Consider the following 26,962-nt stretch of genomic DNA (forward strand, 5'->3'; position numbering starts at 1 on the left):
TATTATTTAATATAAGCTTTAAACTAATAATTACTTTTAAGTTTTAACACTCAAAGTATATTAACGTTGGCTTGCTGTTTAATTTTCAAGGTTCAACGCACCTTCTTTTTTAGAACGAAAGGATGGTGCCTTGCTCGACCATCGAGGTCGACGCCTCTCGCTTCATTGACCGTTGCGGTCAATATTTTCTTCTATATTTTCTGCCGCGTTTTTTATCAGCGACATTTAATATCTTATCAACTCTGCCTCACTTTGTCAAGAACTTTTTAGAAAAACTTTAAATAATTTCAAATAAAAAGTTTAAAAGCCCTAATGACTCTCAAAAGTTTTTGTTCTACTTTCTGTGCGACGCTTATTATCATATCAGGGCTTTTTGGCTTTGTCAAGAGATTTTAAAACTTTTTTTGATAATTCCTCCACCCAGAACTAGATCATCCAGATAAAAAACAACTGATTGACCTGGTGTAACAGCCCTCTGAGCTTCTTCAAATTCAACCTTTAATTCATTTTCGGATGATTTTTCAATATAAGCTTTAACAGGATAGCTGTTATATCTAATTTGAGCCTCAACTTCCATTCGACCATCAATATCTGCAAAAGGAATAAAATTAATATCTTCTGCAATTAGACCATCACTAAATACAGCATCATCCTTACCAACTATCACAGCATTGTTTTCATAGTCAAGTTCTGTTACATAAATTGGATAACCCATAGAGATTCCCAAGCCTCTACGCTGACCAATTGTATAATGAGACAAACCATGATGAGTTCCAACCTGATTGCCTTCACTATCTAAAATAGGTCCATCTTTAGAGATCTCAGGGTAATTGGTATCTAGGAATCTGACATAATCATCATCAGGTACAAAACAAATCTCCTGACTTTCTGCCTTATCATGAATTTCAAAGCCTAACTCTTTAGCTTTTGCACGAATTTCATCTTTTGTATATTCACTTAAAGGAAAGAGAGTTTGACTTAACTGCTCCTGATTTAGTACATAAAGCATATAACTCTGATCTTTGTTTTCATCCAGACCCTTTTTTAAAATATAACGTCCATTTTCTTTTTCAATTTTTGCATAATGGCCGCTGGCAATATAATCACAGCCAATTTCTATTGCTTTTCTGTGTAAGGCCTCAAATTTTATTTCCTTATTGCACATTACACAGGGGTTGGGAGTTCTTCCTCTGCTGTATTCATCCACAAAATAATCGATAACCTTATCCTGAAATTCATCCTGCAGGTTAAATACAAAATGAGGTATATCTAATTTTTGAGCAACTCTTTTTGCATCCCGTACAGCTGAATAAGAACAGCAGTGATCTTCCCTGTCTGTTGCTTCTTCATAATCAGGAAAAATATGCATTGTTCCTCCGATTACTTCATATCCTTCTTCTTTTAAAAGAGCAGCAGCTACTGAACTGTCTACACCACCACTCATTGCAATCATAACTTTTTTCATTACTTACACCCTTATAAATTAGTTTATTCTTACTTTAATGAATTCAATCTATCAATAATTTCTTTTAATTTCTCTACCACATAATCTATTTCTTCTTTAGTATTCCCACGACCAAGCGAAAAGCGAATTGCTCCTTTTAAATATTCTTTTTCTAAATTTATCGCTTTTAGAACATGAGATACACTTAAAGAGCCAGAAGCACAGGCTGAACCAGTTGCTGCAGCAATATCATTTAAAGTTAAGTTGAATAGAATAGATTCAGCATCCAGATCTTTAAAAGCAATATTAACATTTGCAGGTAAACGTTTTTCTGAATCAGGTCCATTAAGTTTTATATTATCAAAAGTGGAAAAAAGCTGAGAAATAAAATAATCTTGCAATTTAATTAAGTCATTACTTTTCTTTTTTAAATTTTTTAATGCTATTTCTGCTGCTCTGGCCATCCCAACTGCAGCAGCTGGATTAGCTGTACCAGCCCTTCTTTTTCTTTCCTGACTGCCTCCAGAAACCTGAGGAATTAATTCTACTCCCTTACGTACAAAAAGAGCCCCTATACCCTTTGGCCCATTAAATTTATGTGCTGAAATCGAAAGCAGATCAACCCCTAAATCATTAACATCAATTTTTAATTGTCCTGCTGCCTGAACTGCATCTGTATGAAATAAAATATTATTCTCTCTAGCAACAGAAGCCAGCTCTTTAATCGGTTGAATAGTTCCTATCTCGTTATTTGCCAGCATAATTGAAATCAAAACAGTATCCTCACGGACTGCTTCCTTCAATTCTGCTGGATCAACAAAACCATTCTGATTTACATCAAGGTAAGTTATTTCAAAACCCAGATGTTTCTCTAAGTATTCGCAGCTTTTTAAAACAGCATGGTGCTCTATTTGAGAAGTTATTATATGTTTACCTTTTTTAGAGGAAGCCATAGCTGCTCCCTTTAAGGCTAGATTATCAGCTTCAGTACCACCTGAGGTAAAAACAATCTCCTCAGCTTTCTTTGCACCAATAAAATCTGCTACTGATTCTCTGGCATCTTCCAAAGCTGAAGCAGCTTTCTGCCCCTGAAGATGAGAACTGGCTGGATTAGCAAAAACCTGATTATAAAAGGGCTTCATTGCCTTAATAACTTCCTCCAGCATGGGAGTAGTTGCAGCATGGTCAAAATAAATTTCTTCCATTTTATCCAGCCTCTATTTTTTCTTTATCTGCCATCTTCTCTCTCTGCTTTTCAGCCACTGCCTTATCCCTTAAATCAGCAAGAGACATATTTTCAATTACCTCATTAATTACATCTGCTAATTCTTCCCATAAACCATGAATTACACATTTATCAATATAATTACAGAAATCATCTTCTATTACACAATCAACTGGCGCAATTGGACCTTCTAAAGTTGTTAGGATATCAGCAACACTTATGTCTTCTGGTTCATGGTTAAGCATATAGCCGCCATGAGCTCCTCTAACACTTTTAACTAATTTTGCCTTTCTTAATGTAGCAAATAATTGTTCTAAATACTGTTCAGAAATATTCTGTCTCTCAGAAATTTCGCGGATCGGAATTGCTTTTCCTTCTTCATGTTCTGCCAGATCCACCATTGCTCTTAATCCATATCTTCCTTTGGTTGACACTCTCATATTTTCACCTCATATAAACTTGACATCAATTATCAACTTTTAATTAATTTTAACATATGACTAAAACACTGTCAATACTGTTCTTCCAGATATATCAAATTATTTAAAAACACTTTTAATTATTTTAACTTCAGCTTCCGCAGCAGTTTTTTCTTTTAAAATTTTTTGAAGCTTCTCTTTTATATCAGTAGGGATAATTGCTCTAACAGCTGCTCCCTTATTTGTATACTCAGTATTTTGAATATCAGCTTTTAGAGATTCTAACTGCCCCAGCACAATTCCGATTTTATCAAAAGAGCTTTTAACCTCTAATAAATAGAACTCACTTAAAGTTTCTATCCCTGCTTCTTTTATAGCCAGCCTTGCTGTATCACCATAAGCTCTAATCAAGCCGCCGATTCCAAGTTTAGTTCCTCCAAAATATCTGGTAACGATTATTACTGTATTGAGCAAATTCTCTCCCTTAATAGCTTCTAATACAGGAGGGCCTGATGAACCAGATGGTTCACCATCATCATCAAAATATTCAATCGCTTCCTGCTCCAGTTCAGGATTTTCCACTCGAAAAGCAGAAACATTATGAGTGGCATCTGAGTACTTATCCTTAATTTCTGTAATTCTTTTTTCAGCCTCACTGCGATTCTTAACTGAAAATATACTGCCATAAAATTTACTGTCCTTGACCTGGTTTCTAACCTCCATATTGCTTGCTGGTCTTTTTTTTAGTTTAGACATTACTGTTCATCCCCTGAACTACTATTATTTTTTAGGTAATCTAAAAATTTTGCAGTCTTTTTTTCTCTCCCCATTTTCCCCGGCTTATAAAATGAAAGCCCCTGCATATCTTCGGGCAGATAGTTTTGGTCAACATAATTTTTCGGGTAGCTGTGTGGATATTTATAATCAAGTCCATGGCCTAGTTCTGAAGCACCAGCATAATGGCTGTCTTTAAGATGAGGTGGTACATCTCCTGCTTTATTATTTTCCACAAAATCCACCGCACTATTGATTGCTTTAACTACTGAATTGCTCTTTGGTGCAGTAGCAATGTAAATTACAGCTTCTGCCAGGGGGATTTTTGCTTCTGGAAAGCCAATCTGTTCAACAGCTCTGGCTGCAGACTCTGCTATAATGAGTGCAGTTGGATCTGCCATTCCCACATCTTCTGCGGCATGGATTACAACTCTGCGGGCAATAAACTTAGGATCTTCTCCACTGACAATCATTCGAGCAAGCCAGTAAATGGCCGCATCAGGATCTGAGCCGCGCATACTTTTAATAAAAGCAGAGATTATATCATAGTGGTTATCACCTGAGCGATCATAGTTAAGTATTTTTTTCTGCATTGACTCCTCAATTATTTCCTGATCAAGTTTAATTAGTCCGTCTTTATCAGCAGGGGTAGTCAAAACAGCAAGTTCCAGAGTGTTTAAAGCCACTCTGGCATCACCATCAGCAAGTTCAGCAATAAAATTAAGATCTTTATCTGAAATCTCAACCTTAAGTTTACCCAATCCTCTATCCTGATCTGCAAGAGCTTTTTTTAATATCGAATATACCTGATCACTATTTAATTTTTCTAATCTAAAAATTCTGGACCTGGATAAAAGTGGTGAATTAACTTCAAAATATGGATTTTCTGTTGTAGCACCAATCATAATAACTGTACCATTTTCTACTGAAGGCAGTAAAGCATCCTGTTGAGATTTATTAAAACGATGAATTTCATCAATAAAAAGAATGGTCTTTTTATTATATAAATTACGGTTAGATTTTGCCTTTTTAATTACTTCGCGAATATCTTTGACTCCAGATGTAACTGCATTTAATTTAACAAATTCAGCTTCGGTCTGGTTTGCTATCACTTGAGCCAGACTAGTTTTGCCAGTACCGGGCGGTCCATAAAAAATTAGAGACTGCAGCCGATCGGCTTTAATAGCTCTGCTTAAAAGTTTATTTTCTCCGACAATTTCTTCCTGACCATAAAATTCTTCCAGACTGCGGGGGCGCATCCTGTAGGCCAGTGGACGGTCATTATTGTTTTCCTGGTTATTTTGATTATCAAAAAGGTTCACACTCTCACCTCTACTGTTTTATACGGATAACTTCCTTTTCTGTAACTATTAAATCAACTGGAACATCATGTTCTTCAACTGGAATTGAATCAACAATAAACCTGTCATAGCAAAAGCCAACTTTAAGAGCACCATTTGCATGTTTACTTAAGAAACTATCGTAATAGCCTCCACCATAACCTATCCTGTAACCTTCTGGGGTAAAACAGGCACCGGGAACAACTATTACATCAAGATCTTCTGGAACCTCTTCACCGCGAATTCGAGCTACTGGTTCCTGAACTCCATAAACACCTTCTTTTAATTCTGAATCAAGATCATTAATCTGAGCAGTTCCCAGATCAATTTTATCTTTTCTAGTATAAGGAAGATATAAGAGATATCCCTGATCTAATAATTCTTCCATTAAATCGAATGTTTCTATCTCTTTTCGCATTGAAGCATAAGCCATTACTTTTTTTGCAGTTTCTAATTGTGGAAGTTTTAAAAACTGTTTGTTTATTTTTTGACTCCAACTGCTGATTTTGTTTTGTGGAATTTCTGATCTCTCTTTTAAGTATTTTTTTCTTAGCTCTTCTTTTTTCTGCATAAAATTCACCCCAATTTTATTATTAAATTCTAGTCCTATAATAGCAGAAATTTAATATTTCTGCAAAGTATTAACCTGGTTCAAAAATTGAATTCAGTCCAGCTTTTAACAGCAGATTAAAATACTTTAGATACGAAAAAAGCTAACCTTTAAAGGTTAGCTAAAAGTCCATCCGCCGTGCCGGTTGATTTGGAATTTTGATCCCTGTCTGCCAAGTGGGTGCCCTCCTACCTGGTTTATAGGTCCATTTAAGGCTTCTACGCCGCAGGTAGAGCTCAGGCTCCCTATGTCTAAGTGTTGGTCAAAATGTTTAATCATTATCGAACACGGCAGATGGTATTTACTTTTCTATAAATAATATTAACATATCTCATCAAAATCTGCAAGCAAAAAATCCCTGTAATGTCACTAAGAACGGATGGAAATTCCAAGTTCCTGCAGCTGTTTTTTGTCGACTTTTGAAGGTGCATTTGTCAGAGGAGATGTTGCTCTCTGAGTTTTAGGGAAAGCAATTACATCTCTAATTGAATCAGTACGCCCCACAATCATCATTAGACGATCAAGTCCAAAGGCAATTCCACCATGAGGAGGTGTACCATAATCAAAAGCATCAAGCATATAACCAAACTTTTCCTGCTGCTCCTCTTTGCTGATGGACAGAGCAGAAAATACCTTTTCCTGCAGTTTGTGATTATTAATTCTAATACTTCCTCCACCCAGTTCTTCACCATTTAAAACAAGGTCATAGGCTTTTGATTTTACAGATGCGGGATCAGTATCTAACTTTTCTATATCCTCTTCCAGTGGTGCTGTAAATGGATGATGAATTGCAGTTAGGCGGTCTTCCTCTTCATCATATTCAAATAAAGGAAAGTCCACAATCCAGACAAATTCGTAAACTTCATCAGGAATTAAATTATTGTCTTTAGCAATCTTAAGGCGGAGATTACCTAAAGCTGCAGCTACTACCGCTGGTTTATCGGCAACAATTAATAATAAGTCTCCCTGTTCTGCTTCCATAGCTTTTTTAATTCCTTCAATTTCTGATTCGGAAAGGAATTTAGCAATTGGAGATTTTAGTTCATCCTCTCTTAAAGCCATCCAGGCCAGACCCTTTGCTTTAAACATTTTTACATAGTCTTCAAAAGCATCAATGGTACTTCGAGGAGAATCAGCTCCTCCTTTAAAGTTTATACCCTTTACCTGGCCACCTTTACTAACAGTTCCACTGAAAATATTAAAATCACTATCTTTAACTACCTCAGATAAATCCTTAAGCTCCATACCAAAACGAAGATCGGGCTTATCAGAACCAAAACGGTCCATTGCTTCCTGGTAGGACATTCTTTTAATTTTTTCAGGAACTTCAATATCACCAACAGCAAACAATTCTTTCATTAATCCCTCAGTAATCTCCATAACTTCTTCCTGATTAACAAAAGACATCTCCATATCAATCTGAGTAAATTCTGGCTGGCGGTTTGCTCTTAAATCTTCATCTCTAAAACAGCGAGCTATCTGAAAATATCTTTCCATTCCAGAAACCATCAATAACTGTTTAAATATCTGAGGAGACTGTGGTAGAGCAAAAAACTGACCGGGATTAACTCTACTTGGAACCAGATAGTCTCTGGCTCCCTCTGGAGAACTCTTGGTTAAGATTGGAGTTTCAATTTCCCAGAAACCATTTTGATCCAGAAAATCTCTGGTGCTTTTAGTTATTTTATGTCTCAGTCCCATCAGTTTTGTCATTTTAGGCCTTCTTAAATCTAAATATCTATATTTTAACCTTACATCTTCACCAGTATCAATATTGTCCTCAATTTGAATTGGAGGAGTCTCTGCTTTATCTAAAACTCTTAATTCCTCCGCCTTGATTTCAATTTCACCAGTTGGAAGATCCGGATTAATATTCCCCTCCGGTCTCGGTTCAACTTCTCCAGTAATTGCAACTACATATTCCGAACGAAGAGTATCAGCTTTTTCAAATAGTTCTTTACCAGAATCAGGATTAAAAACCACCTGAACAATTCCCGAGCGGTCTCTAATATCAGTAAAAATAACACCACCGTGATCTCTTCGCTTTTGTACCCACCCCATGATTGTTACTCTGTCTTGATTGTCTTTTTTACTAACTTCTCCACAGAGGTGGGTTCTCTTTAAATCTTTAATTGTTTCACCCATCTTAAATATCCTCCTTATCTACTAGCTGCTTCATTTCCTCTAATAAGTTGCTTAATTGAATTTCTTTTTCATCTCCACTTTTCATATTTCTAATTGTAGCAGAGTTATTATTAAGTTCATTTTCGCCAATAATTATTGTATACTCAGCATTCATTCGGTCAGCTGACTTCATTTGAGAGCCGACACTTCGTCCCAAATAATCGATTTCAGTTATAAAACCTTTATTTCTCAGCTGATCAAGAAGTTTAAATGATTCTTTTTTAGCCTGCTCTCCAATTACTGTTATGTAAAGATCAACACCTGATTCTACAGGCAGCTCGATATCTTTTGCCTCTAAAGAAAGCAGCAGTCTCTCAATTCCAAGGGCAAAACCAATACCAGGCAGATCTCTACTGCCAATTTCTTCAGCCAGACCATTGTAGCGGCCTCCACCAAAGACAGTATCCTGTGCTCCCAGCGCATTGTCTTTTATTTCAAATGCAGTATTTGTATAGTAATCAAGGCCCCTGACTAAAAGTGGATTAATAATATAATCCAAGTTCAAAATATCAAGGTATTCCTGAACATCATTAAAATGATCAGCGCAGCTTTCACAGAGATTATCAGTAATCTTTGGTGCATCTTTAATTACAGACTGACAGCTATCATTTTTGCAGTCCAGAACCCGCAGTGGATTCCTATCAATTCTGCTCTTACAGTTATCACATAATTGTTCTTTATTTTCATTTAAATATTTTTTTAATTTATCTACATAAGTCGGACGGCATTCTCCACAACCAACACTATTTAAATGAAGTTCCAGGTCATTAAGACCAAAATCCTGAAGCAGACGCATTCCTAAAGAAATTATTTCTGCATCAAGAGCAGGATCATTGGAAGCTATTGCCTCAACTCCCAGCTGATGAAACTGTCTAAATCTACCTGACTGGGGTCTTTCATATCTAAACATCGGCCCAATATAGTAATATTTAGTCGGTTGAGCCTGTCCGTAAATTTTATTTTCTAAAAATGATCTGATTACAGAAGCAGTACCCTCAGGTCTGAGAGTGATACTTCTACCTCCTTTATCCTCAAAAGTATACATTTCCTTTTCAACAATATCAGTTACTTCACCAATACCGCGCTGAAAAAGTTCTGTATATTCAAAAATAGGAGTTCTAATTTCCTGATAATTATAATTCGAAAAAATTTCATGTGTTTTCTTCTCAATATACTGCCACTTTAAAGTATCTGGCGGCAGAATATCATTAGTTCCTCTTGGAGCATTAAACTTCATTTTTATTTCACCTACTGTTTATTCATTTAGTTTTAGAAAATCTATCAGCCAGGATTACTAATAATCAGAGCTGATAGATTTAATAGTTTACTTTAAGAGATTTAATCTTTAATTTTATTTAAATAAATTATTAATTGTTAGCTTCAGTTTCAACTGGTGACTCAACTTCAATTTCTTCTTCCATATCCTCAGCTTCTTCCTGAATATCTTCTACAGCTTCCTGGTCGGCAGCCGGAGCAGATTGAGTTTGCATATTCTCACTAATTCGCTGAACTTCTTCCATCGCTGACTGTGCCTTTTCCTCAGCACCTAAACGACTGTACATCATAAAGAGCTGATAATAGGTCATAAAATCATCTTCTGCAGCAGCTGAAATTTCATCAAGCTGTGCTATGGCCTCTTCATTATTTTCCTGATCAGCAAGGAACTGAGCATAATTAAATCTCAAGTCAGTATTTTCAGGATAAGACTCTACTGCACTATTATAAACTTCTTTTGCTCTTTCAAGATTATTCTGGCCCTCATATGCCTGAGCTAAATAGCTGTAGAAAATCGGATCTGTTTCTTCCTCTTCAACAAAAGCAGAGAATTCTTCTGCTGCCTGTTCATAATTTTCATTTTCTAACGCATGATAGGCACTTAAAACAGGATCATTAACAGTAATTTCAGCACCTTCTTTTAATTCTGCCAGCCAGCTGTTAATAGCTTCATTTCTTTTTTGTGATCTTATTTCCTGTTCAAGATCATCTTTAACTTCTGCCATTGCTGGTCTTTCAGTTTCAGTGTTTTCAGCTTCAGTATTTTCCTCTTCTGACTCTGCCTCTTCAGCAGCATCTTCTTCAGCTGCTTCTGGTTCAGGATATCGCTGCTGGTAAAGTTCTTCAATTTCTTCTTCGCTTACCTCAATTTCGCCAATACCCTGATCAATTGTTTGAGTTATCGTTTTGCTGTCCTCAATACTTGCTTTTATATCTTCTCGTAAATCACCAATTGTATAACCCTGTTCAGCCAGAGCTTCTGACAATTCGTTTTCAGTCATTTCGTTCTGTTCTAAAATATTATTATAATTTTCATCTATCTCAGCTTCAGAAGCTTCAACATCAATATCTAAAACTTCTGCTTGAGCCATCAGCAGCTTTCTTTCAATTAAAGCATTCAGAACATTATACCTAAATGGTATAATCTGGCTGCTGCTCAAATTAGATTGTGGCGCCTGCTGCTGTAACAGCGAGAAATATTCCTGTTGAGAAATTTCCATCCCGTTAACTTCTGCAATTACAGATGGGTTTTGATTGGGAGCCTGTCCGCCTCCACCCTGATTATTTAAATAGGCACCATAGCCCATAAATCCACCAGAAATAACAAAAGCAATTACAACTATATAAACAATAATTCTACTATTATCGCGTAAAGTATCAAACAAAACCTTACACTCCCCTCTCTTAAATATATATTTTTTATAAAATAAAAATTATCTATAAAATTATTTTAATCCTTTTTAATTTTAACCTATTAAAATTTAGATGTCAAACCTCAGCTGATTGCTGGCCAGACACTTTTTTTAAAATTGGTTAAATTACTGCTCGGACCATGACCGGGATAAAAAGTGCAATTTTCCGGCAGCTGAAAAATTTTATCTTTGATTGATTTCTCAAGTTCACTATAATCACTGTCCTGTAGATCAGTTCTACCAATTCCATTTGCAAAAATACAGTCACCAGAAAAAAGAATATTTTCTTCCGGAATATAAATAGAAATTCCATCTTCACTGTGACCGGGAGTAGTGATAAATTTCAAAGTCAGTGATTCAAAATCAATCTCCTCACCATCAGCAACTGCTCTGTCCAATAAAGGTGCAGTGATTGCCTGCCTTGTAAAGAGACTGGAAAGATTTAACTGCGGGTCAGAAAATTTTAAATCAGCTCTGGCCTGAGCCAGTATCTCAGCCCCTGTCTTTTCTTTTAAAAATTCGTTTGCTGCAATATGATCAAAATGACCGTGGGTGTTGATTATATATTTAAGCTCCAGCTCATTTTCTTTCAGATAATTATATAATCTTTTACCTTCAGCACCTGGATCAATTATCACGGCTTTGCCAGCCTGAGAAATAATATATGATTTTACCATAAGCTCACCAACAGTAAATTCTTTTAAATTCATATTTTCCCCCATTTTAACTATCAAAACTTCTTTTTACTGTCCACCAGAATTGTAACCGGACCATCATTAATTAAACTGACATCCATCATCGCCTGAAACTCGCCTGTTTCAATTTTCAGGCTGGACTTTTCTGCTTCTTTAACAAAATAATTATATAATTTTTCAGCTTCTGCAGGTGGGGCTGCTTCAAAAAAACTTGGTCTTCTCCCCTGTCTGCAGTCACCAAAAAGAGTAAACTGTGAGACCAGCATTATATCTTTATTTAGATCAGCAGCAGATAAATTTAATTTCTCTTCTTCATCCTCAAAAATCCTTAAATTAATTATTTTTTCCAGCAGATAGTCAGCATCCTGACGCCCATCTTCTTTTCCAATTCCTAAAAACACTAATAAACCGGAGTCGATTTCTCCGGTTATTTCAGAATCCACTTCTACTTTAGCTCTTTTAACACGCTGAACAACAGCTCGCATCTAATTCACTCCCCATTAAGCAGGTTTGGCTCGACTTACATTAAGCACACCTGAAATAGATTCAATCTTTTTCATTATATCGTACATATGCTCTGTAGAGCTTAATTCCAGTGACAGATTTATAACTGCCCGATTATGCTCACTGGTTCTGGCCATAACAGACAGCAGATTAATCTTTTCTTCTTTAATGATATGGGTTATATCATTAAGCAGAGCACTCTTATTTACAGCATCAATCCTGAGATCAACCTGGTAGGATTCTGTCCGACCCTGTTCCCAGCTGACCTCAATTATTCTTTCTGGTTCACTTTCTTCAAGATTTTTTAAATTTTTACAGTCTTCTCTGTGAACCGAAACTCCTCGACCTCTGGTAATATAACCGACTATATCATCACCAGGAACAGGATTACAGCATTTTGCCATCCTAACCAGCATATCTTCCATTCCCTTTACCGAAACACCTTTATCTACTGATTCCGTTTTCCTTTGAGGGCTGTGTTTTTTCTCGAAATCTTTCTCTTCTTCATAATCGTTAAATTTACTGACCACCTGTTTGGGACTAATATTACTGTATCCCAACTCTTCTAATAAATCATCAACATCTTTTCGCCCCAGCTCTTTTGTAATCTCTTTTAGCTCTTTTTCTTTATCTTTTTCGCTGAGTTCGATATTATATTTTTCCAGATGCTCATCCAGAATTCGATTACCTTTTTCAATGATTTCATCTCGACGCTGCTTTTTAAACCAGTGTTTAATTTTACTTCTAGCTTTAGAAGTCTTAACAAATTTTAACCAGTCTCGAGATGGCCCATTACTCTTTTTAGAAGTTAGTATCTCAACAATATCACTGTTTTTTAACTTGTATTCTAAAGGAACTATTTTACCATTCACCTTAGCTCCCACACAGCGGTGGCCAACTTCGGTATGAATATGGTAGGCAAAATCAACAGGTGTTCCTCCTTTAGGCAGTGAAACAACATCACCTTCCGGGGTAAAGACAAAAACTTCATCCTCAAATAGATCAATTTTTAAAGTTTCCATAAATTCCTGTGGTTCCTGCAGATCTTTCTGCCATTCAAGCAGTCGCCTCAACCAGGATAATTTTTCTTCAAATTTTTCATCGCCCACCTTACCTTCTTTATATCGCCAGTGAGCGGCAATACCATATTCAGCAGTTTTATGCATTTCATAAGTTCTAATCTGAACTTCGAGTGGATCCCCATTAGGGGCAATTACAGTTGTATGCAGTGATTGATACATATTTGACTTAGGCATAGCAATGTAATCTTTGAATCGTCCCGGCATTGGTTTCCAGATTTCATGAATAATCCCCATCACTTCATAACATTCTTTAACACTACCTACCAGGACTCTGACGGCAGTTAAATCATAAATTTCATCAAACTCTACTTCTTTGCGCTTCATTTTGTTATAAATACTGTATAAATGCTTGGGGCGACCATAAATTTCTGCTTCAATATCATGTTCTTTTAATGTTGATTTTAACTTTTCAATGGCCTCTTTTATATCCTTTTCTCTCTGTTTGCGATTTGCCTGAACTTTATGTGAAACCTCATAATACATATCAGGTTTTAAGTATCTAAAAGATAAGTCTTCTAACTCCCACTTAATCTTAGACATTCCCAGACGGTGGGCAAGAGGAGCATAAATTTCTAAAGTTTCTCTGGATTTTTCTTTTCTTTTTTCTTTTTTTAGATAATTTAAAGTTCTCATATTGTGCAATCTGTCAGCAAGTTTTATCAACACGACCCGAATATCCTCTGCCATAGCTACAAACATTTTACGCAGACTCTCTGCCTGCTGATCTTCTTTAGTTTTAAACTGCATTCTGGTCAGCTTTGTGACTCCATCCACAATATGTGCTACCTCAGATCCAAATTCTCTTTCAATTTCTTCACTGCTGATCCCGGTATCCTCAACAACATCATGCAGTAAAGAAGCTACAATTGAAACAATGTCAAGCTCTAGATCAGCAAGAATAATAGCCACACCAAGTGGGTGCTCAACAAAAGGTTCACCAGAAACTCTAAACTGCTCCTGATGTGCTCTTTCGGCATACTGATAGGCTTTCTTTACCATCTCCAGATCTGGTTCATCCATATAAGATTTTATTTTATCTAATAAGATATCTAGTTCCATCTATATTTATACTCCTTCAATTACCCAAAAATCAAATAATTAATTACTCAATTAGTAATGATTTAACTTCATAGTCTTTCAGAACTTCTCTACCTGTCAGAGCTTCAAGCTCTAATAAGAATGCACAACCAACTACCTCTCCACCTAATTCTTCTATCATTTCGGTAGCAGCAAGAGTAGTTCCACCTGTGGCCAGCAGATCATCCACAATTAAAACCTTATCCCCTTCAGTTACTGCATCTCTATGTATTTCAATTTCATTTTTGCCATATTCTAACTCATAAGATTTTTTGAGTACATCATGCGGAAGCTTACCGGGTTTTCGAATTGGAACAAAACCCCGATCAAGTTCAATCGCTAAAGGTGTTCCTACAAGAAATCCTCTGGCTTCAATTCCTACCACATAATCAATATCATAATCTCTAAACATATCTGCCATTTTAACTATGGCTTCTTTAAGTGCTTCCCTATCCCGTAATAATGGAGTAATATCTTTAAATAAAATCCCTTCTTTTGGGAAATCAGGAATGTTTCTTATTTTGTCACTAAGATTCATTTTTATCCTCCTTAAAATTAGATACATTTGCTATCAGGTCAAATAGATTTTCTTTAAAAACTAAGTTTTTAAATGTCATAAAATTTTCCATTCGCCTGGATAATTTATTATATCGTACTGAGCCTTTAAAGTCCAATTGATTTTCATTATTAGCTGCCAATTCTTTTTTGTTTAGATAGCTAATTATTTTCTGATTAAATTTAATATCTGCTTCTGAAAAAAGTAATATTAGTCTGCTAGTCTGTTCTGGAATATTTTTTTTGAATTCAGCCAGAAGATCATGAAACTGAGCTAAAGAAAATGGTAGTGAATAAAAAATCAGATGAGAAAAATTTGATTTAGTATTCAGTTCACTGCTGAAAAAATAATGTTCGGGGTATTTTTCTTTTAGAACCTCTTTTTCTTTTTTGCTGCTGACATAAACTGCTGCTTTTTTAATCACCTTATTAAACAGTAGTTTTTTTAGATTATTTTTCTTGTCTGCAGTATTTCGATAATCGTAAAAAGAATAATTAGCTTTTTCAAAAACTAAAGCAGTAGAAATATCATTTACAGACCTGTAATCATTTACTTTAAGCTGCAAATTTTCTTTTCCCCGCCAGCGATTAATCTCCGCCTGTCCAATCAAATCAAAATTAGAAGCTGCTATTTTTTCTGCCTGATCTCCAAAATTAAATGCAACTGCCTGAATATTGTTTTCTAAATAAATTTTTAGATGCTTATCTTCTTTACCCATCTGATAACAGCCGCGACTTTTTAAATTTTGAAATAAAAATTTTGGAGCTGGATTAGCAATTCCATATGGGCGAAATTTATCCAGTTGATTAATAAGATCTTTGTTAAGTTCTGAAACTTCAAGGTCAATATCTATTTTTTCCTGTTTAAGAAAGTCCTCCTGGCTGAGGTTCTGATTTAGATACTGACTAAATAGCTTTTTAAATTTAGAAATTCTATTTATATCAATGCTCAAACCGGCGGCTGCTGTATGGCCCCCAAAATTTAATATTTCAGAGCTGCAGTATTTAAGTGCCTGATAAATATTAAGGGCTGAAATACTGCGGGCGGACCCTTTGGCAGTATTATTTTCTTGATCAACAGCAAACAAAATAACCGGGAGATTATACTTTTCAAGCAGCCTGGAAGCAACAATACCAATTATTCCAGAATGCCAGTCCTTATCAGCAAGGATAATTGCTCTTTCTCTTTCTAAATCAAGATTTAAAATCTTTTCTTCGGCAGACTGATAAATTTTTTCTTCTTCCTGCTGCCGTTTTTTATTTATTTTGACTAATTTTTTGGCAATTTCTTTTAACTCTGCTTCATCTTCTGAAATCAATAAGCTCAGTGCCTCTTCTGCATCATGAATTCTACCAGCAGCATTTAAAGGTGGTGCAATTATATAACCAATTTGTCCAGCAGTAATATTGTTTTTATCAAGTTTTAGTTCAGCTATTAAAGTTTTTAATCCCAAAACCTCGTCCTGACCGATTAATTCCAGGCCGTTTTTTACCAGTATTCTGTTTTCATTTTTGAGCGGGGCAATATCTGCTACAGTACCCAGAGCCACAATCGGCAGTAGTTCTTTAACCATCTGCCTAACTATTTTGGAATTTAAAGCCTGAGCTAATTTAAAAGCTGTACCTACACCTGCTATTTCTGCAGCAAAATAATCATCCTCTTGAACAAGATGGTGATTAATCACCGCCTCTGCTGCAGGCTTTTTTTCGGAGGGAGTGTGATGATCAGTAATAATTAAATCAATGCCCTCTGCTTTTAAATACTCAGCTTCCTCAAAAGCTGTAATCCCACAGTCAACTGTTATAATCAAATCAACCTCTGCTGCAGCAATTTTTTCCAGAGCCTGAATATTCAACCCATAACCATCTTCAATCCTGTCAGGTAGAAAATAATCAATTTCGATTCCAAATGCTTTCTTGAAAAATCTATATAAAACTGCAGTTGAAGTAATACCATCTACATCATAATCTCCATAAACTAAAATTTTTTCTTTATTTACTACAGCTCTTTTAATTCTTTCTACAGCTTTTTTCATATCTGGCAGTAAAAATGGGTCACTTAAATATTCAAGTTTAGGGTTTAAATATATTTCTTTTTCCTGTTGAGATTTTATGCCGCGCTCAGCAAGCAGCTGATCTATAAAATTTTGGTTTTTATCCTGTCTGTAGCTAATTATTTTCCATAATTTATCCATCTATTATCACCATTATATTCTAAAGTTAGTTTAATATTTACCTGAGCGAAAAATTGATATTACAAGCAGCAAGCCCAAAATCCCAGCAAATGAATAACCGATAAAACCAAGCAGTGGGATATTAAATATACGAGGTTCCATATTTGTTTGAATAAGCAAGGTTGAGCCAATAATTAAAGAAGCAATAATCAAACTCATTGAAAGTCGATTAGAAATGATATCAAGCCGGGAAATAAGATTTTCCAGGTTTGTATGTCTAAAATTAATTGTAAAATCATCTTTGACTAATTTATCTAAAAAAGATTTAAGTTGATTATTTAGTTCATATTTTTTTCTGCCAAATTTCCAGATTTCCGAACCAAGCCTTGCAGCAATTTTATTAACCTGCATTCTGTCATCTAAAATATCAGAAATAAAATCCCGTCCAACTTCTACCACATTAAAATCAGGATCAAGGTCCTGACCAACTCCTTCACTCACTGCAATAGCTCTAAATAATAAGAAGAAATCCTGAGGCATTCTAATCTGATGTTCGTAGATAAAATACTGCAGATCTTCAAAAACAGATTTTGTTTCAATATTTGATAAATCACTGCCATAATATCTGTCCAGAATTTTTTCCATATCAAGCTGAAATCTGCGGCGATTAAAATTATCAGGTTTATTTCCCAAAATTAAAATTACATCCATTAAAACATTAATTTTTTTATTAATCAATGCATAAAAGAGCAGAGCCATTAGATCTCTATCTTCTTCAGTAATTCTTCCGACCATACCAAAATCAACATAAGCAATAGTTTTTTCACCAGTTATAAATATATTTCCTGGATGTGGATCAGCATGGAAAAAGCCATTAATTAATACCTGCCTCATTAAAGCCTTTGCCCCAAGTTCAGCAATGAATTTATTATGAGGGTGACTCTGGTCTACTTCCCTTAGTTTAACTCCCTTTATTTCTTCCATAATCAAAAGATTAACTGTTGACAGTTCAGAATAAACTTCAGGGGCTGTAATATATGGATCATCAGCAAAATCACTGCGAAAACGGATTATGTTTGCCATTTCACCTTTAAAATTAAGTTCATCTTTTATTGTGCGTTTAAATTCCTGAATAATCTCTACCGGTCTGATAACAGAATTAAATAAATCTCTCTCTTCAGCTAAGCGAGCAAGGTTCTCCATTATTTCTACATCCACACTAATTTTTCTGTCAATTCCCGGCCTTTTAACTTTCATAATTGCTTCTTTTTCATTTTTTAAAACAATTTTATGGGTTTGGGCAATTGAAGCGGCACCAACAGCTTCTTTTTCGATTTTTATTATTTCCTCTTCAAATTTATCTCCCAGTTCTTTTTTTAAAAAATCTTCTATCAGCTCATAATCTTCAGGTGGAACTTTATCCTGAAGCTTTCTCATTTCTGCTATAAAAACTGGTGGAAAAATATCCGCTCTGGTGCTCAAAAGCTGACCTAATTTTATATAGGCAGGACCTAACTCCTGCAGAACTTCTCTGATTTTAACAGCCAGCATTTTTCCTGTAGGTCTTTCTGTAGTACTGATTCTTTTTCTAAATGGTAGATATTTATTTAAGTCTAGCTGAGAAATAATAAAACCAAGCCCGTTTTTAACAAGAATCTGTGCAATTTCACTGTAACGCTGAAAATGCCTGTAGTGTTTGGGTAAGTTCATATCCATTTTATCACAGCCTTTTTTAAAGATAGAAACCCCTCCAGTAAGAAAGGAGGGGTTATGATCTAAAAACTTTTCTAGTTCTAATTTTTATTTACTGATTCTTTCCTGCCAGGTTACTAAAAGCGGACTGGCCACAAAAATTGAGGAATAAGTACCAGCAAACATTCCAATAAAGAGAGCCAGCATAAATGTCTGAATTGAAGCTCCTCCAAAGAAATAGATAGCTAAAATAGCAATTAATGTGGTTACTGAAGTATTAATTGATCTGGGCAGTGTATCTACAACTGCTGAGTTGGCCTGTTCTATAAAGGGAACTTTGTGTAATAACTTCATATTCTCTCTAATTCTATCAAAGATTACAATTGTATCATTAATAGAATAACCAAAAATAGTTAAAAGTGCAGCTACAAAAGGCGTGTTGACCTCTCGACCCAGGATAGCAAAAATACCAATTGTTATTAAAACATCATGCATCAGAGTTATAATAGAAACAGCTGCAAATCTGAACTCAAAGCGGAAACTAATATAAGCAACTATCGCAATAGAAGCTGCAATCATAGCCAGCAGAGCATTGATTCTTAATTCTCTACCAATGGTTGGACCAACCATCTCTGTTCTCAGCATTTCAGCAGATTCAAATTCATCTCTGATTGCATTATCAATTGTAACAATCTCTTCCGACTCTAAAGTCTTAGCTCTGATAATAATTCCATGTTCTCCAGCAGATTCAGACTGCTGAATTTTACTATCTTCAGCTATTTCAACCCTCTCTAAAACTCCTCTTACTTCTTCTGAACTAACGCTATTTTCAAAACTGAATTCCATTAAAGTACCACCATTAAAGTCGATACCTAAATTTAATCCATTAATCAGCAAAAACAATAAACCAATTGCAATTACAGTAAGCGAAATTGTATACCAAATTTTTCGTTTTCCTAAAATATCCACTTTATTACCCCTTTCTGACCCCAAAAGATTTATTTTCACGTAATAATTTACTGCCTGCAAAAATATCAATTACATTTCTGGTTACAAAGAAAGCAGTAAACATACTGACAATAATACCTATACCAAGTGTCACAGCAAAACCTCTAACTGTACCACTGGTAAAATAGGCCAGAATAAGAGCAGTCATTACAGTTGTCACATTAGCATCAACTATAGTAGTATAAGCTCTTTTAAAACCTGCATCAATTGCTGCTCTAAGCGTCTTACCAGACTTTAGTTCATCTTTTATTCGCTCGAAAATAATAATATTTGCATCAACAGCCATACCAATAGAAAGGATTAAACCAGCAATACCAGGTAAAGTTAGAGTTGCCTGCAGACCTGCCATTGTTCCCATCAGGATTAAGCCGTAAATTGCAAGTATAACAGCAGCTAAAACACCAGGAAATCTGTAATAAAAAACCATATAAATAGCAACTAATAAAAGACCTAATAAACCAGCCCTAATACTTTTTTGAATAGAGATTTCTCCCAGAGTAGGTCCAACAGTTCTAGTTTCAATAACATCAACCGGCACTGGAAGTGCACCCTCTCTGATTAAAATAGCATCTTCTTCAGCTTCCTGAATTGTTTCATAACCTGTAATCTGTCCCCTTTCTTCGATTACAGCCTGAACAGTTGGATTTGTTAGCTGCTCATTATCAAGGTTAATACTTATTTTTTCCCCTATATACTGGCGTGTTATATCAGCGAATTGACCAGAGCCTTCATCGGTTAGAGTAAAAGCGATTACGGGTCTACCATACTGATCATGATCAGCTCTTGCATCCTGCACAGCTTCACCTGTCATTAAAACCTCACCAGCTGAATTCTGAAAGGTCAGCATTGCAGTTCGGCCAATTGTTTCTATGGCCTCATTTGGACTGTCAACTGCCGGCAGTTCAACAATTATTCTATCACTGCCCTGCCTCTGAATCAGAGGTTCACTTAAACCAAGCTGGTTAACCCGTCTTTCAATCACACTCTGAATTCCAGTCATAACAGTGTCATTTATTTCTCTTTCTTCTGTAGGCTGAGCCTGTAAAACTATGTGGGCTCCCCCCTGTAGATCAAGTCCTAAATTAATGCCGTGCTGAAAATATAAAAATGCAGCAAAGGCCATTATAGCTAAAATAATAATTAATTTAATTCGTCTTTTTTGTTTATACCTCATTAAATAAATGTCCTCCTAACAATAAGCAATTAATTTTCAAATGATAAATCATAATTCTGATGATCGATAACCCTCATCTCAGTCAGCGGCCAGTAAACCCAGAAAGCCCTGCCTGATATATCATCATAGTCAACAAAACCTACAATGCTTTCGAATCTGCTGTCAGCACTGTGATTTCTATTATCCCCAAGAACAAAAACACTTTCTTCTGGAACCTCATAAGGACCAAAATCTCCAAGCATTTTTTCTGGCAGATAATTTTCTTCAAGTGCTTCCCCATTAACATAAGTAACACCATCTTTAATATATACAGTATCACCAGGTACCCCGACAACTCTTTTTATATATTTTTGATCGGGTGCTCCCTTGGGAGAAAAAACAACTATATCTCCCCTCTCAGGTGAATTAAATCTGTAAATAAATTTATTTACAAAAAGTCTTTCTCCATCCTGAAGAGTATTAGCCATTGACCTTCCATCTACTACAAATGACTGGGCCACAAATGTAATTATAAAGAAAGCCAGTATACCTGCTATTACTAAAGATTGCAAAAACTCTTTAACTGCGTTTTTCACATCATTTCCCCCAGTTCTTTACTAAAGCGACTATTCCTTATCTTTTTTAGTCTCTTCAGTATCCTCATCATTTTTGCTGCTGCTCTTTTCTTCAACTCGAGAAACAGCATTTTTAACAAAGTCAATATCAACATTTGAAGAAACTCTTACTCGAACATTACTGTCTTTAATTTTGATGATTTTGCCTTTGATGCCGCCAATTGTAACTATCTTATCACCAATACTAAGATTATCCAGCATGTTCTGATGTTCTTTTTTCTGTTTTTGTTGAGGTCTGATTAAAAAGAACCAAAAAATACCAAAAATTAAGACCCATGGTAAAATTGCATATAAATATTCCATTAACTATCCTCTCCTAATTAATTTTTTTCTCTCATAACTATTTCAACAATAATTATAATATTCCTGCTAAAAGCGAAATATTATTTCAAAAAGAATTAAAATATTTTATTTTAATTCATATTTATTATAAAATTCCTCTCTGAAATTAATAAAGTTATCATTTTTGATAGCTTTTCTAATTTCTTCTGAAAGCTTCAGCATAAAATAGAGATTATGGTAGGTTGTTAACCTGACTCCTAATATTTCATTACGCTTCAGCAGATGTCTGACATATCCGCGGCTGTAATTCTGGCAGACATGACAGTCGCATTCAGAATCAAGAGGAGAAAAATCTTCTTTAAAGGTTGCATTTCTAATTGTTTTTCTTCCCTGATGAGTAAAAATCTGACCATGACGGGCAATTCTGGTCGGCATCACACAGTCAAACATATCTATTCCATGATAAATCCCTTCAATCAAATCCTCAGGTGTTCCAACGCCCATTAAGTAACGTGGTTTATCTTTGGGCATCAATGGAGTAGTGTGGTCAAGCATTTTATACATCTCTTCTTTAGGTTCACCAACACTTAAGCCCCCGATAGAATAACCAGGAAAATCAAATTTAACTGTTTCCTCAACACTCTGTTTTCTTAACTCAGGATAAACCCCACCCTGAATAATTCCAAACAGTGCCTGTCCTTCTGCACCTTTCATTTCTTCTTTACATCTTTCAGCCCAGCGCAGAGTTCGATTGAGAGAGTTTTCTACATATTTTCTTTCAGCAGGATATGGTGGGCACTCATCAAAAGCCATCACAATATCAGAACCTAGATTCTGCTGAATCTGCATCGATTTTTCTGGAGAAATAAAATGTTTTGATCCATCCAGATGAGATTGAAAATAAACTCCTTCTTCCTCTATCTCACGTAAATTAGCAAGTGAAAAAACCTGAAATCCACCACTATCAGTTAAAATTGGGCGATCCCAGTTCATAAACTGATGCAGTCCTCCAGCTTTAGCTATTAACTCATCACCCGGTCTCAAATATAAATGATAGGTATTTCCCAGTATAATCTGAGAGCCAATCTCTTTTAATTCTCTGGATGACATCGCTTTAACGGTTGCCTGAGTTCCTACAGGCATAAAAATAGGAGTTTCAATTTTACCATGGTCAGTAGTTATCTCACCCAGTCTTGCCTGTGATTTTTTGTTCTCTTTAAATAATTTAAAATCAAACAAACTAATCTTCCTTCCTGTTTAAAATCATCATTGCATCTCCCAGACTAAAGAATCTAAATTCATCTTCCACAGCTTTTCTATAGGCTTTTAAGATAAATTCTTTGCCGGCCATTGCAGAAACAAGCATCAGTAAAGTAGATTTAGGGAGATGAAAATTTGTAATTAAAGAGTCAATTACTTTAAATTCATAGCCGGGATAGATAAAAATATCTGTCCAGCCCTTATATTCACTTAAATCGCCTTCCTGAGCAGCAGATTCTAAAGTTCTGGTAACTGTTGTTCCAACTGCAACAACCTTATTGCCATTTGCTTTGACCTCTTTTATTTTAGCTGCTGTCTCTGCAGAAATTTCCGCATATTCTTCATGCATTTCATGATCTTCAATATCTTCACTTTTTACCGGTCTAAATGTTCCCAGTCCAACGTGAAGGGTAATATAGTCCAGTATAACACCATATTCCTGCAGCTCTGTTAATAAGCGATCTGTAAAGTGCAGGCCGGCGGTTGGAGCTGCTGCTGAGCCCTTCTTCTGACTGTATACTGTCTGGTATCTTTCAGGATCATCCAGCTTCTCATTAATATATGGCGGCAGGGGCATTTCCCCAAGCTGATTTAAAATTTCTTCAAAATCATAATTCTGCTGATCCCAGCTGAATTCTACTATTCTGCCGCCGAAGTCAGTGTATTCAACAACTTCAGCTTCTAAAATATCTTCAAAATTGATTTTCACACCCTTTTTTGCTCTTCTTCCAGGGCGGACCAGAACTTCCCAGCGACCTTCAGCCAGCTCATTTAATAATAAAAGTTCAATCTCTGTCCCTGTTGGAATTTTTGCTCCATATAACCTGGCGGGTATAACCCTGCTGTTGTTCATAATAATCATATCCCCGGGCTCCAGGTACTCTTTTAAATTTTTAAAGATATTTTCTTTAATAGTATCCTGCTGGGGATTTAAAACCATTAATCTAGATTCATCTCGCTCAGGAAGAGGTTTTTGAGCTATCAACTCTTCCGGAAGATGATAATCAAATTCTTCTACTTTCATTAAAAAAAACCTCCAAAATTATTTAACTTGATCAAATAATTAATCACTTTTCTGCTTAATATTTAGATGCTGATAGGCCTTTGTGGTTGCAACTCTGCCGCGGGGTGTCCGCTCTAAAAATCCAAGCTGCAGTAAATAAGGCTCATAAACATCTTCAATTGTCTCAGTTTCTTCGCTGATTGCAGCCGCCAGAGTATTTAGACCCACCGGTCCACCACTGAATTTAAGCATAATTGTCTTTAACAATTTATGATCAATTCTGTCCAGTCCCAGCTCATCAATCTCCAGAAGTTTTAAAGCATCATCCACAACTTCCCTGTTTATTATACCATCTGCTTTTACTTCTGCAAAATCTCTTACTCTTTTTAAGAGGCGATTAGCTATTCTAGGAGTCCCGCGCGAACGGCGTGCTATCTCCAGAGCTCCATGCTCAACAATTTCTACACCCAAAATTTCAGCTGATCTGCTCACAATTTCCTGCAGCTCATTTTGGTCATAAAATTCCAGTCGATTAATTACTCCAAATCTGTCTCTTAAAGGTGAACTGAGGCGTCCAGCTTTTGTGGTAGCACCTACCAGAGTAAAAGGAGCCAGATCAAGCCTGACAGAACGAGCACTTGGACCTTTACCAATAATTATATCCAGACAGTAATCTTCCATTGCTGGATATAAAACTTCCTCTACCATTTTATTTAAGCGGTGAATCTCATCAATAAATAAGACATCACTCGGCTGCAGATTGGTTAGAATCGAAGCCAGATCTCCCGGCCTTTCTATTGCCGGCCCTGAAGTTTGATGAATATTTACATTCAATTCATTTGCTATTATATTAGCCAGAGTAGTTTTCCCAAGCCCTGGGGGACCATATAACATCACATGATCAAGTGCTTCTTTTCGATCACGTGCAGCCTGAATAAATATCTTCAATTTTTCTTTTGACTTCTTCTGCCCTACATATTCTTTTAAAGTAAGAGGACGCAGTCCTTTATCGACTGAATTATCAGCTGAAGCAGCAGGCTGATTATCAGCTGGAGAATTATCACTTTTTTTCTTTTTGGGAGAAACAATCCTTCTTCCATTTTCCATTATTATCTCTCCTTACCAAGATGACTTAAAACCAATCTTATTTTTTCTGAAACATTTTGCTGAGCTTCAAATTCAACTTCTCTTAAAGCTCTATTTATCTCCGATATTTTATAGCCCAGGGCTGTTAAAGCATCAACTACATCCTGTCTGTCCTCATCAATATTATTTACTTCTTCTTTCCTGTCATTAAGATTTTGAAGATAGGCGAAATCTTCAAGTTTACCCTGAAGTTCAAGAATTAGGCGCTGAGCAGTCTTAGGTCCTATTCCTGAAATTTCTTTTAATACTTCTTCATTTTTCTGCATAATTGCAGAAATAAATCTGGAAGCAGGCATAGTATTAATAATATTTAAACCAGCACTGGGACCTATACCATTAACAGTAATTAGAATTTCAAATAAATCTTTACCCATCCTCTCCGGAAAAGCAAACAATTTTAAAGCATCTTCTCTTACATATGTATAGGTGTAAACTTCTATTTCTTCGCCAACTGAAGGCTGTTTTTTAAAACCAGCAAGTTCTAATTCATATCCCACACCATTAATTTCTAAAATAATCTTTCCAGCTTCAGTATAAATTACTTCACCTTCTAAATAGCCAATCATAGTCTTTCCTCCCATCCAGAATGAGCACTAAAAACATGACCGTGACAGATAGACACTGCCAGAGCATCAGCCGCATCATCCGGCCGCGGTAGCTCAGCCAGATTTAATAAAGACTTAACCATCTGCTGAACCTGATTTTTATCTGCTCGACCATAACCCACTACAGCCTGTTTAATCTGCAGTGGAGTATATTCAGCCACTTTTAAGCCTGCCTGTGAACCGGCCAGCAGGATAACCCCCCGCGCCTGTCCAACAGCAATAGCTGTTTTTACATTTTTATTAAAAAATAATTCTTCTACGGCCATTTCCTCCGGTTTAAATTCTTTTATCAGTTCCTCAATATTATAATGAATAATTTCAAGTCTTTTTGTATCTTTTTTATCTGCTGATGTTTTAATTACTCCGTATTCCAAAACATCAAAATGATTTGTTTCTTTATCTACTACGGCATAACCAATAGTAGCTAGACCCGGGTCAATACCTAAAATTCGCAAATCCCACACCCCATTCAAACTAATGTTTGAGTCTATTATATCACAGTCAGAAAAGATATTAAAACAAAAAAATAAAGACACTGCTGCACAGTGCCCTTATTAAAATCTACATCTATTTTATAACAAAATAATTAAAATTAGATTAAATTTAATTAATCTTCCTCAGCTTCAATTTCAGCTCTAACCTCTTCTGGAATCTCAAAATTTGAATAAACATCCTGAATATCATCGTGATCTTCAAGCTGATCCATTAATCTCATCATTTTCTTGGCATCACTTTTATCAAGAGTAACCGTATTATCAGGGATCATAGCAAGGTCGGCAGATTCAAATTCATAACCAGCCTCTTCTAAAGCCTCTCTGGCAGATTCATAATTAGATGGATCAGTATAAATCACTGCTTCTCCCTCACCATAATCTAAATCTTCTGCTCCTGCTTCTAAAGCCTCTAATAAAAGATCTTCTTCTCCAACTTCAAATTCATTGAGATCAATTACCAGTTCCCCTTTACGCTGAAACATCCAGGCAACACAGCCATTAGAACCAAGATTACCCCCATTTTTATCTAAAATGTGGCGAACTTCTGATGCGGTTCTATTTCTGTTGTCAGTCATAATATCAAGATATAAAGCAACTCCACCAGGCCCATATCCTTCATACACAAATGACTCGTAAGTCATTCCCTCTAAATTTCCTGTACCACGCTTAATTGCTCTCTCAATATTATCATTAGGCATATTATTATCTTTAGCCTTCTGAATAGCCATTCTGAGATCTGCATTCATCTCAGGATCTCCACCACCCTCTCTGGCAGCTACAGCTATTTTACGACTTAACTTTGAAAATAATTTACCTCTTCTCTTATCTTCTTTTTGCTTTTTATGCTTTATATTAGCCCACTTGGAATGTCCGGCCATATAATAACCCTCCTTAAATCAAATTACACTTCTTTA

25 protein-coding genes and 1 other RNA gene are annotated in these 26,962 nt (G+C 35.8%); all 26 read right to left on the reverse strand.

What is annotated here, in order from left to right:
- Nucleotides 1-382 precede the first annotated feature (382 nt).
- The 26 genes from mnmA to C8C76_RS03170 all read right to left on the reverse strand — a co-directional run bounded on the left by mnmA (nucleotide 383) and on the right by C8C76_RS03170 (nucleotide 26,926).
- A complete protein-coding gene (gene mnmA / locus C8C76_RS03045) occupies nucleotides 383-1,465 on the reverse strand; it encodes a tRNA 2-thiouridine(34) synthase MnmA (RefSeq protein ID WP_108138536.1) in 1,083 nt (360 codons plus the stop codon).
- Between the two features lie 29 nt (nucleotides 1,466-1,494).
- The gene (locus C8C76_RS03050) at nucleotides 1,495-2,649 is read right to left on the reverse strand and encodes a cysteine desulfurase family protein (protein WP_108138538.1); all 1,155 of its coding nucleotides are present in this window, start codon (nucleotides 2,647-2,649) and stop codon (nucleotides 1,495-1,497) included.
- Between the two features lies 1 nt (nucleotide 2,650).
- Nucleotides 2,651-3,109: an RrF2 family transcriptional regulator gene (locus tag C8C76_RS03055; protein ID WP_108138540.1), complete on the reverse strand. Its 459-nt coding sequence runs from the start codon at nucleotides 3,107-3,109 to the stop codon at nucleotides 2,651-2,653.
- 99 nt (nucleotides 3,110-3,208) lie between these two features.
- Nucleotides 3,209-3,844, reverse strand: coding sequence for an IMPACT family protein (locus tag C8C76_RS03060; protein ID WP_108138542.1), 636 nt, complete (start codon nucleotides 3,842-3,844; stop codon nucleotides 3,209-3,211).
- A complete protein-coding gene (locus C8C76_RS03065) occupies nucleotides 3,844-5,184 on the reverse strand; it encodes a replication-associated recombination protein A (protein ID WP_108138544.1) in 1,341 nt (446 codons plus the stop codon). Before C8C76_RS03065 ends, C8C76_RS03060 begins: the two co-directional genes overlap by 1 nt.
- A gap of 10 nt (nucleotides 5,185-5,194) precedes the next feature.
- Nucleotides 5,195-5,773, reverse strand: a complete 579-nt coding sequence (locus C8C76_RS03070; protein WP_108138546.1) for a 5-formyltetrahydrofolate cyclo-ligase — start codon at nucleotides 5,771-5,773, stop codon at nucleotides 5,195-5,197.
- Between the two features lie 165 nt (nucleotides 5,774-5,938).
- Nucleotides 5,939-6,112, reverse strand: a non-coding RNA gene (gene ssrS / locus C8C76_RS03075) — 6S RNA.
- 69 nt (nucleotides 6,113-6,181) lie between these two features.
- Nucleotides 6,182-7,957, reverse strand: a complete 1,776-nt coding sequence (gene aspS, locus C8C76_RS03080; RefSeq protein WP_108138548.1) for an aspartate--tRNA ligase — start codon at nucleotides 7,955-7,957, stop codon at nucleotides 6,182-6,184.
- Nucleotide 7,958: 1 nt separating this feature from the next.
- Entirely contained in the window at nucleotides 7,959-9,233 is a 1,275-nt protein-coding gene (hisS, locus tag C8C76_RS03085; protein WP_108138550.1) for a histidine--tRNA ligase, read from the reverse strand.
- Nucleotides 9,234-9,363: 130 nt separating this feature from the next.
- On the reverse strand, nucleotides 9,364-10,656 hold the full coding sequence (locus C8C76_RS03090; RefSeq protein WP_108138552.1) for a SurA N-terminal domain-containing protein: 1,293 nt from the start codon (nucleotides 10,654-10,656) through the stop codon (nucleotides 9,364-9,366).
- Between the two features lie 110 nt (nucleotides 10,657-10,766).
- Nucleotides 10,767-11,393 (reverse strand): MBL fold metallo-hydrolase, encoded by a 627-nt coding sequence (locus tag C8C76_RS03095; RefSeq protein WP_108138554.1) that lies wholly within the window; start codon nucleotides 11,391-11,393, stop codon nucleotides 10,767-10,769.
- Between the two features lie 20 nt (nucleotides 11,394-11,413).
- Nucleotides 11,414-11,863 (reverse strand): D-aminoacyl-tRNA deacylase, encoded by a 450-nt coding sequence (gene dtd, locus C8C76_RS03100; RefSeq protein WP_108138556.1) that lies wholly within the window; start codon nucleotides 11,861-11,863, stop codon nucleotides 11,414-11,416.
- Nucleotides 11,864-11,878: 15 nt separating this feature from the next.
- Entirely contained in the window at nucleotides 11,879-14,023 is a 2,145-nt protein-coding gene (locus C8C76_RS03105; protein WP_108138558.1) for a RelA/SpoT family protein, read from the reverse strand.
- Between the two features lie 43 nt (nucleotides 14,024-14,066).
- Nucleotides 14,067-14,579: an adenine phosphoribosyltransferase gene (locus C8C76_RS03110; protein ID WP_108138559.1), complete on the reverse strand. Its 513-nt coding sequence runs from the start codon at nucleotides 14,577-14,579 to the stop codon at nucleotides 14,067-14,069.
- Complete coding sequence (recJ, locus tag C8C76_RS03115) at nucleotides 14,569-16,791, reverse strand: single-stranded-DNA-specific exonuclease RecJ (protein WP_108138561.1); 2,223 nt, start codon at nucleotides 16,789-16,791, stop codon at nucleotides 14,569-14,571. Before recJ ends, C8C76_RS03110 begins: the two co-directional genes overlap by 11 nt.
- Before the next feature lie 30 nt (nucleotides 16,792-16,821).
- Nucleotides 16,822-18,486, reverse strand: a complete 1,665-nt coding sequence (locus C8C76_RS03120) for an ABC1 kinase family protein (RefSeq protein WP_108138563.1) — start codon at nucleotides 18,484-18,486, stop codon at nucleotides 16,822-16,824.
- 84 nt (nucleotides 18,487-18,570) lie between these two features.
- A complete protein-coding gene (secF, locus tag C8C76_RS03125) occupies nucleotides 18,571-19,431 on the reverse strand; it encodes a protein translocase subunit SecF (protein WP_108138565.1) in 861 nt (286 codons plus the stop codon).
- 4 nt (nucleotides 19,432-19,435) lie between these two features.
- Nucleotides 19,436-20,644: a protein translocase subunit SecD gene (gene secD, locus C8C76_RS03130; RefSeq protein ID WP_108138567.1), complete on the reverse strand. Its 1,209-nt coding sequence runs from the start codon at nucleotides 20,642-20,644 to the stop codon at nucleotides 19,436-19,438.
- Nucleotides 20,645-20,673: 29 nt separating this feature from the next.
- On the reverse strand, nucleotides 20,674-21,219 hold the full coding sequence (lepB, locus tag C8C76_RS03135; protein WP_108138569.1) for a signal peptidase I: 546 nt from the start codon (nucleotides 21,217-21,219) through the stop codon (nucleotides 20,674-20,676).
- Between the two features lie 30 nt (nucleotides 21,220-21,249).
- On the reverse strand, nucleotides 21,250-21,561 hold the full coding sequence (gene yajC, locus C8C76_RS03140) for a preprotein translocase subunit YajC (protein ID WP_108138571.1): 312 nt from the start codon (nucleotides 21,559-21,561) through the stop codon (nucleotides 21,250-21,252).
- A 105-nt stretch (nucleotides 21,562-21,666) separates the two neighbouring features.
- Nucleotides 21,667-22,779 carry a tRNA guanosine(34) transglycosylase Tgt gene (tgt, locus tag C8C76_RS03145; protein ID WP_108138573.1) on the reverse strand — a complete coding sequence of 371 codons (1,113 nt, stop codon included), beginning with the start codon at nucleotides 22,777-22,779 and terminating at the stop codon, nucleotides 21,667-21,669.
- Between the two features lies 1 nt (nucleotide 22,780).
- Nucleotides 22,781-23,824, reverse strand: coding sequence for a tRNA preQ1(34) S-adenosylmethionine ribosyltransferase-isomerase QueA (queA, locus tag C8C76_RS03150; protein ID WP_108138575.1), 1,044 nt, complete (start codon nucleotides 23,822-23,824; stop codon nucleotides 22,781-22,783).
- A gap of 39 nt (nucleotides 23,825-23,863) precedes the next feature.
- Nucleotides 23,864-24,910 (reverse strand): Holliday junction branch migration DNA helicase RuvB, encoded by a 1,047-nt coding sequence (gene ruvB, locus C8C76_RS03155; protein ID WP_108138577.1) that lies wholly within the window; start codon nucleotides 24,908-24,910, stop codon nucleotides 23,864-23,866.
- A 2-nt stretch (nucleotides 24,911-24,912) separates the two neighbouring features.
- A complete protein-coding gene (gene ruvA / locus C8C76_RS03160; RefSeq protein ID WP_108138579.1) occupies nucleotides 24,913-25,515 on the reverse strand; it encodes a Holliday junction branch migration protein RuvA in 603 nt (200 codons plus the stop codon).
- A complete protein-coding gene (gene ruvC, locus C8C76_RS03165) occupies nucleotides 25,512-26,009 on the reverse strand; it encodes a crossover junction endodeoxyribonuclease RuvC (protein ID WP_108138581.1) in 498 nt (165 codons plus the stop codon). The genes ruvA and ruvC overlap by 4 nt, the downstream gene beginning before the upstream one ends.
- Before the next feature lie 152 nt (nucleotides 26,010-26,161).
- Nucleotides 26,162-26,926 carry a YebC/PmpR family DNA-binding transcriptional regulator gene (locus C8C76_RS03170; protein WP_108138583.1) on the reverse strand — a complete coding sequence of 255 codons (765 nt, stop codon included), beginning with the start codon at nucleotides 26,924-26,926 and terminating at the stop codon, nucleotides 26,162-26,164.
- Nucleotides 26,927-26,962: the final 36 nt, after the last annotated feature.

It is taken from the genome of Halanaerobium saccharolyticum (assembly GCF_003053565.1).
Taxonomy (GTDB): domain Bacteria; phylum Bacillota; class Halanaerobiia; order Halanaerobiales; family Halanaerobiaceae; genus Halanaerobium; species Halanaerobium saccharolyticum_B.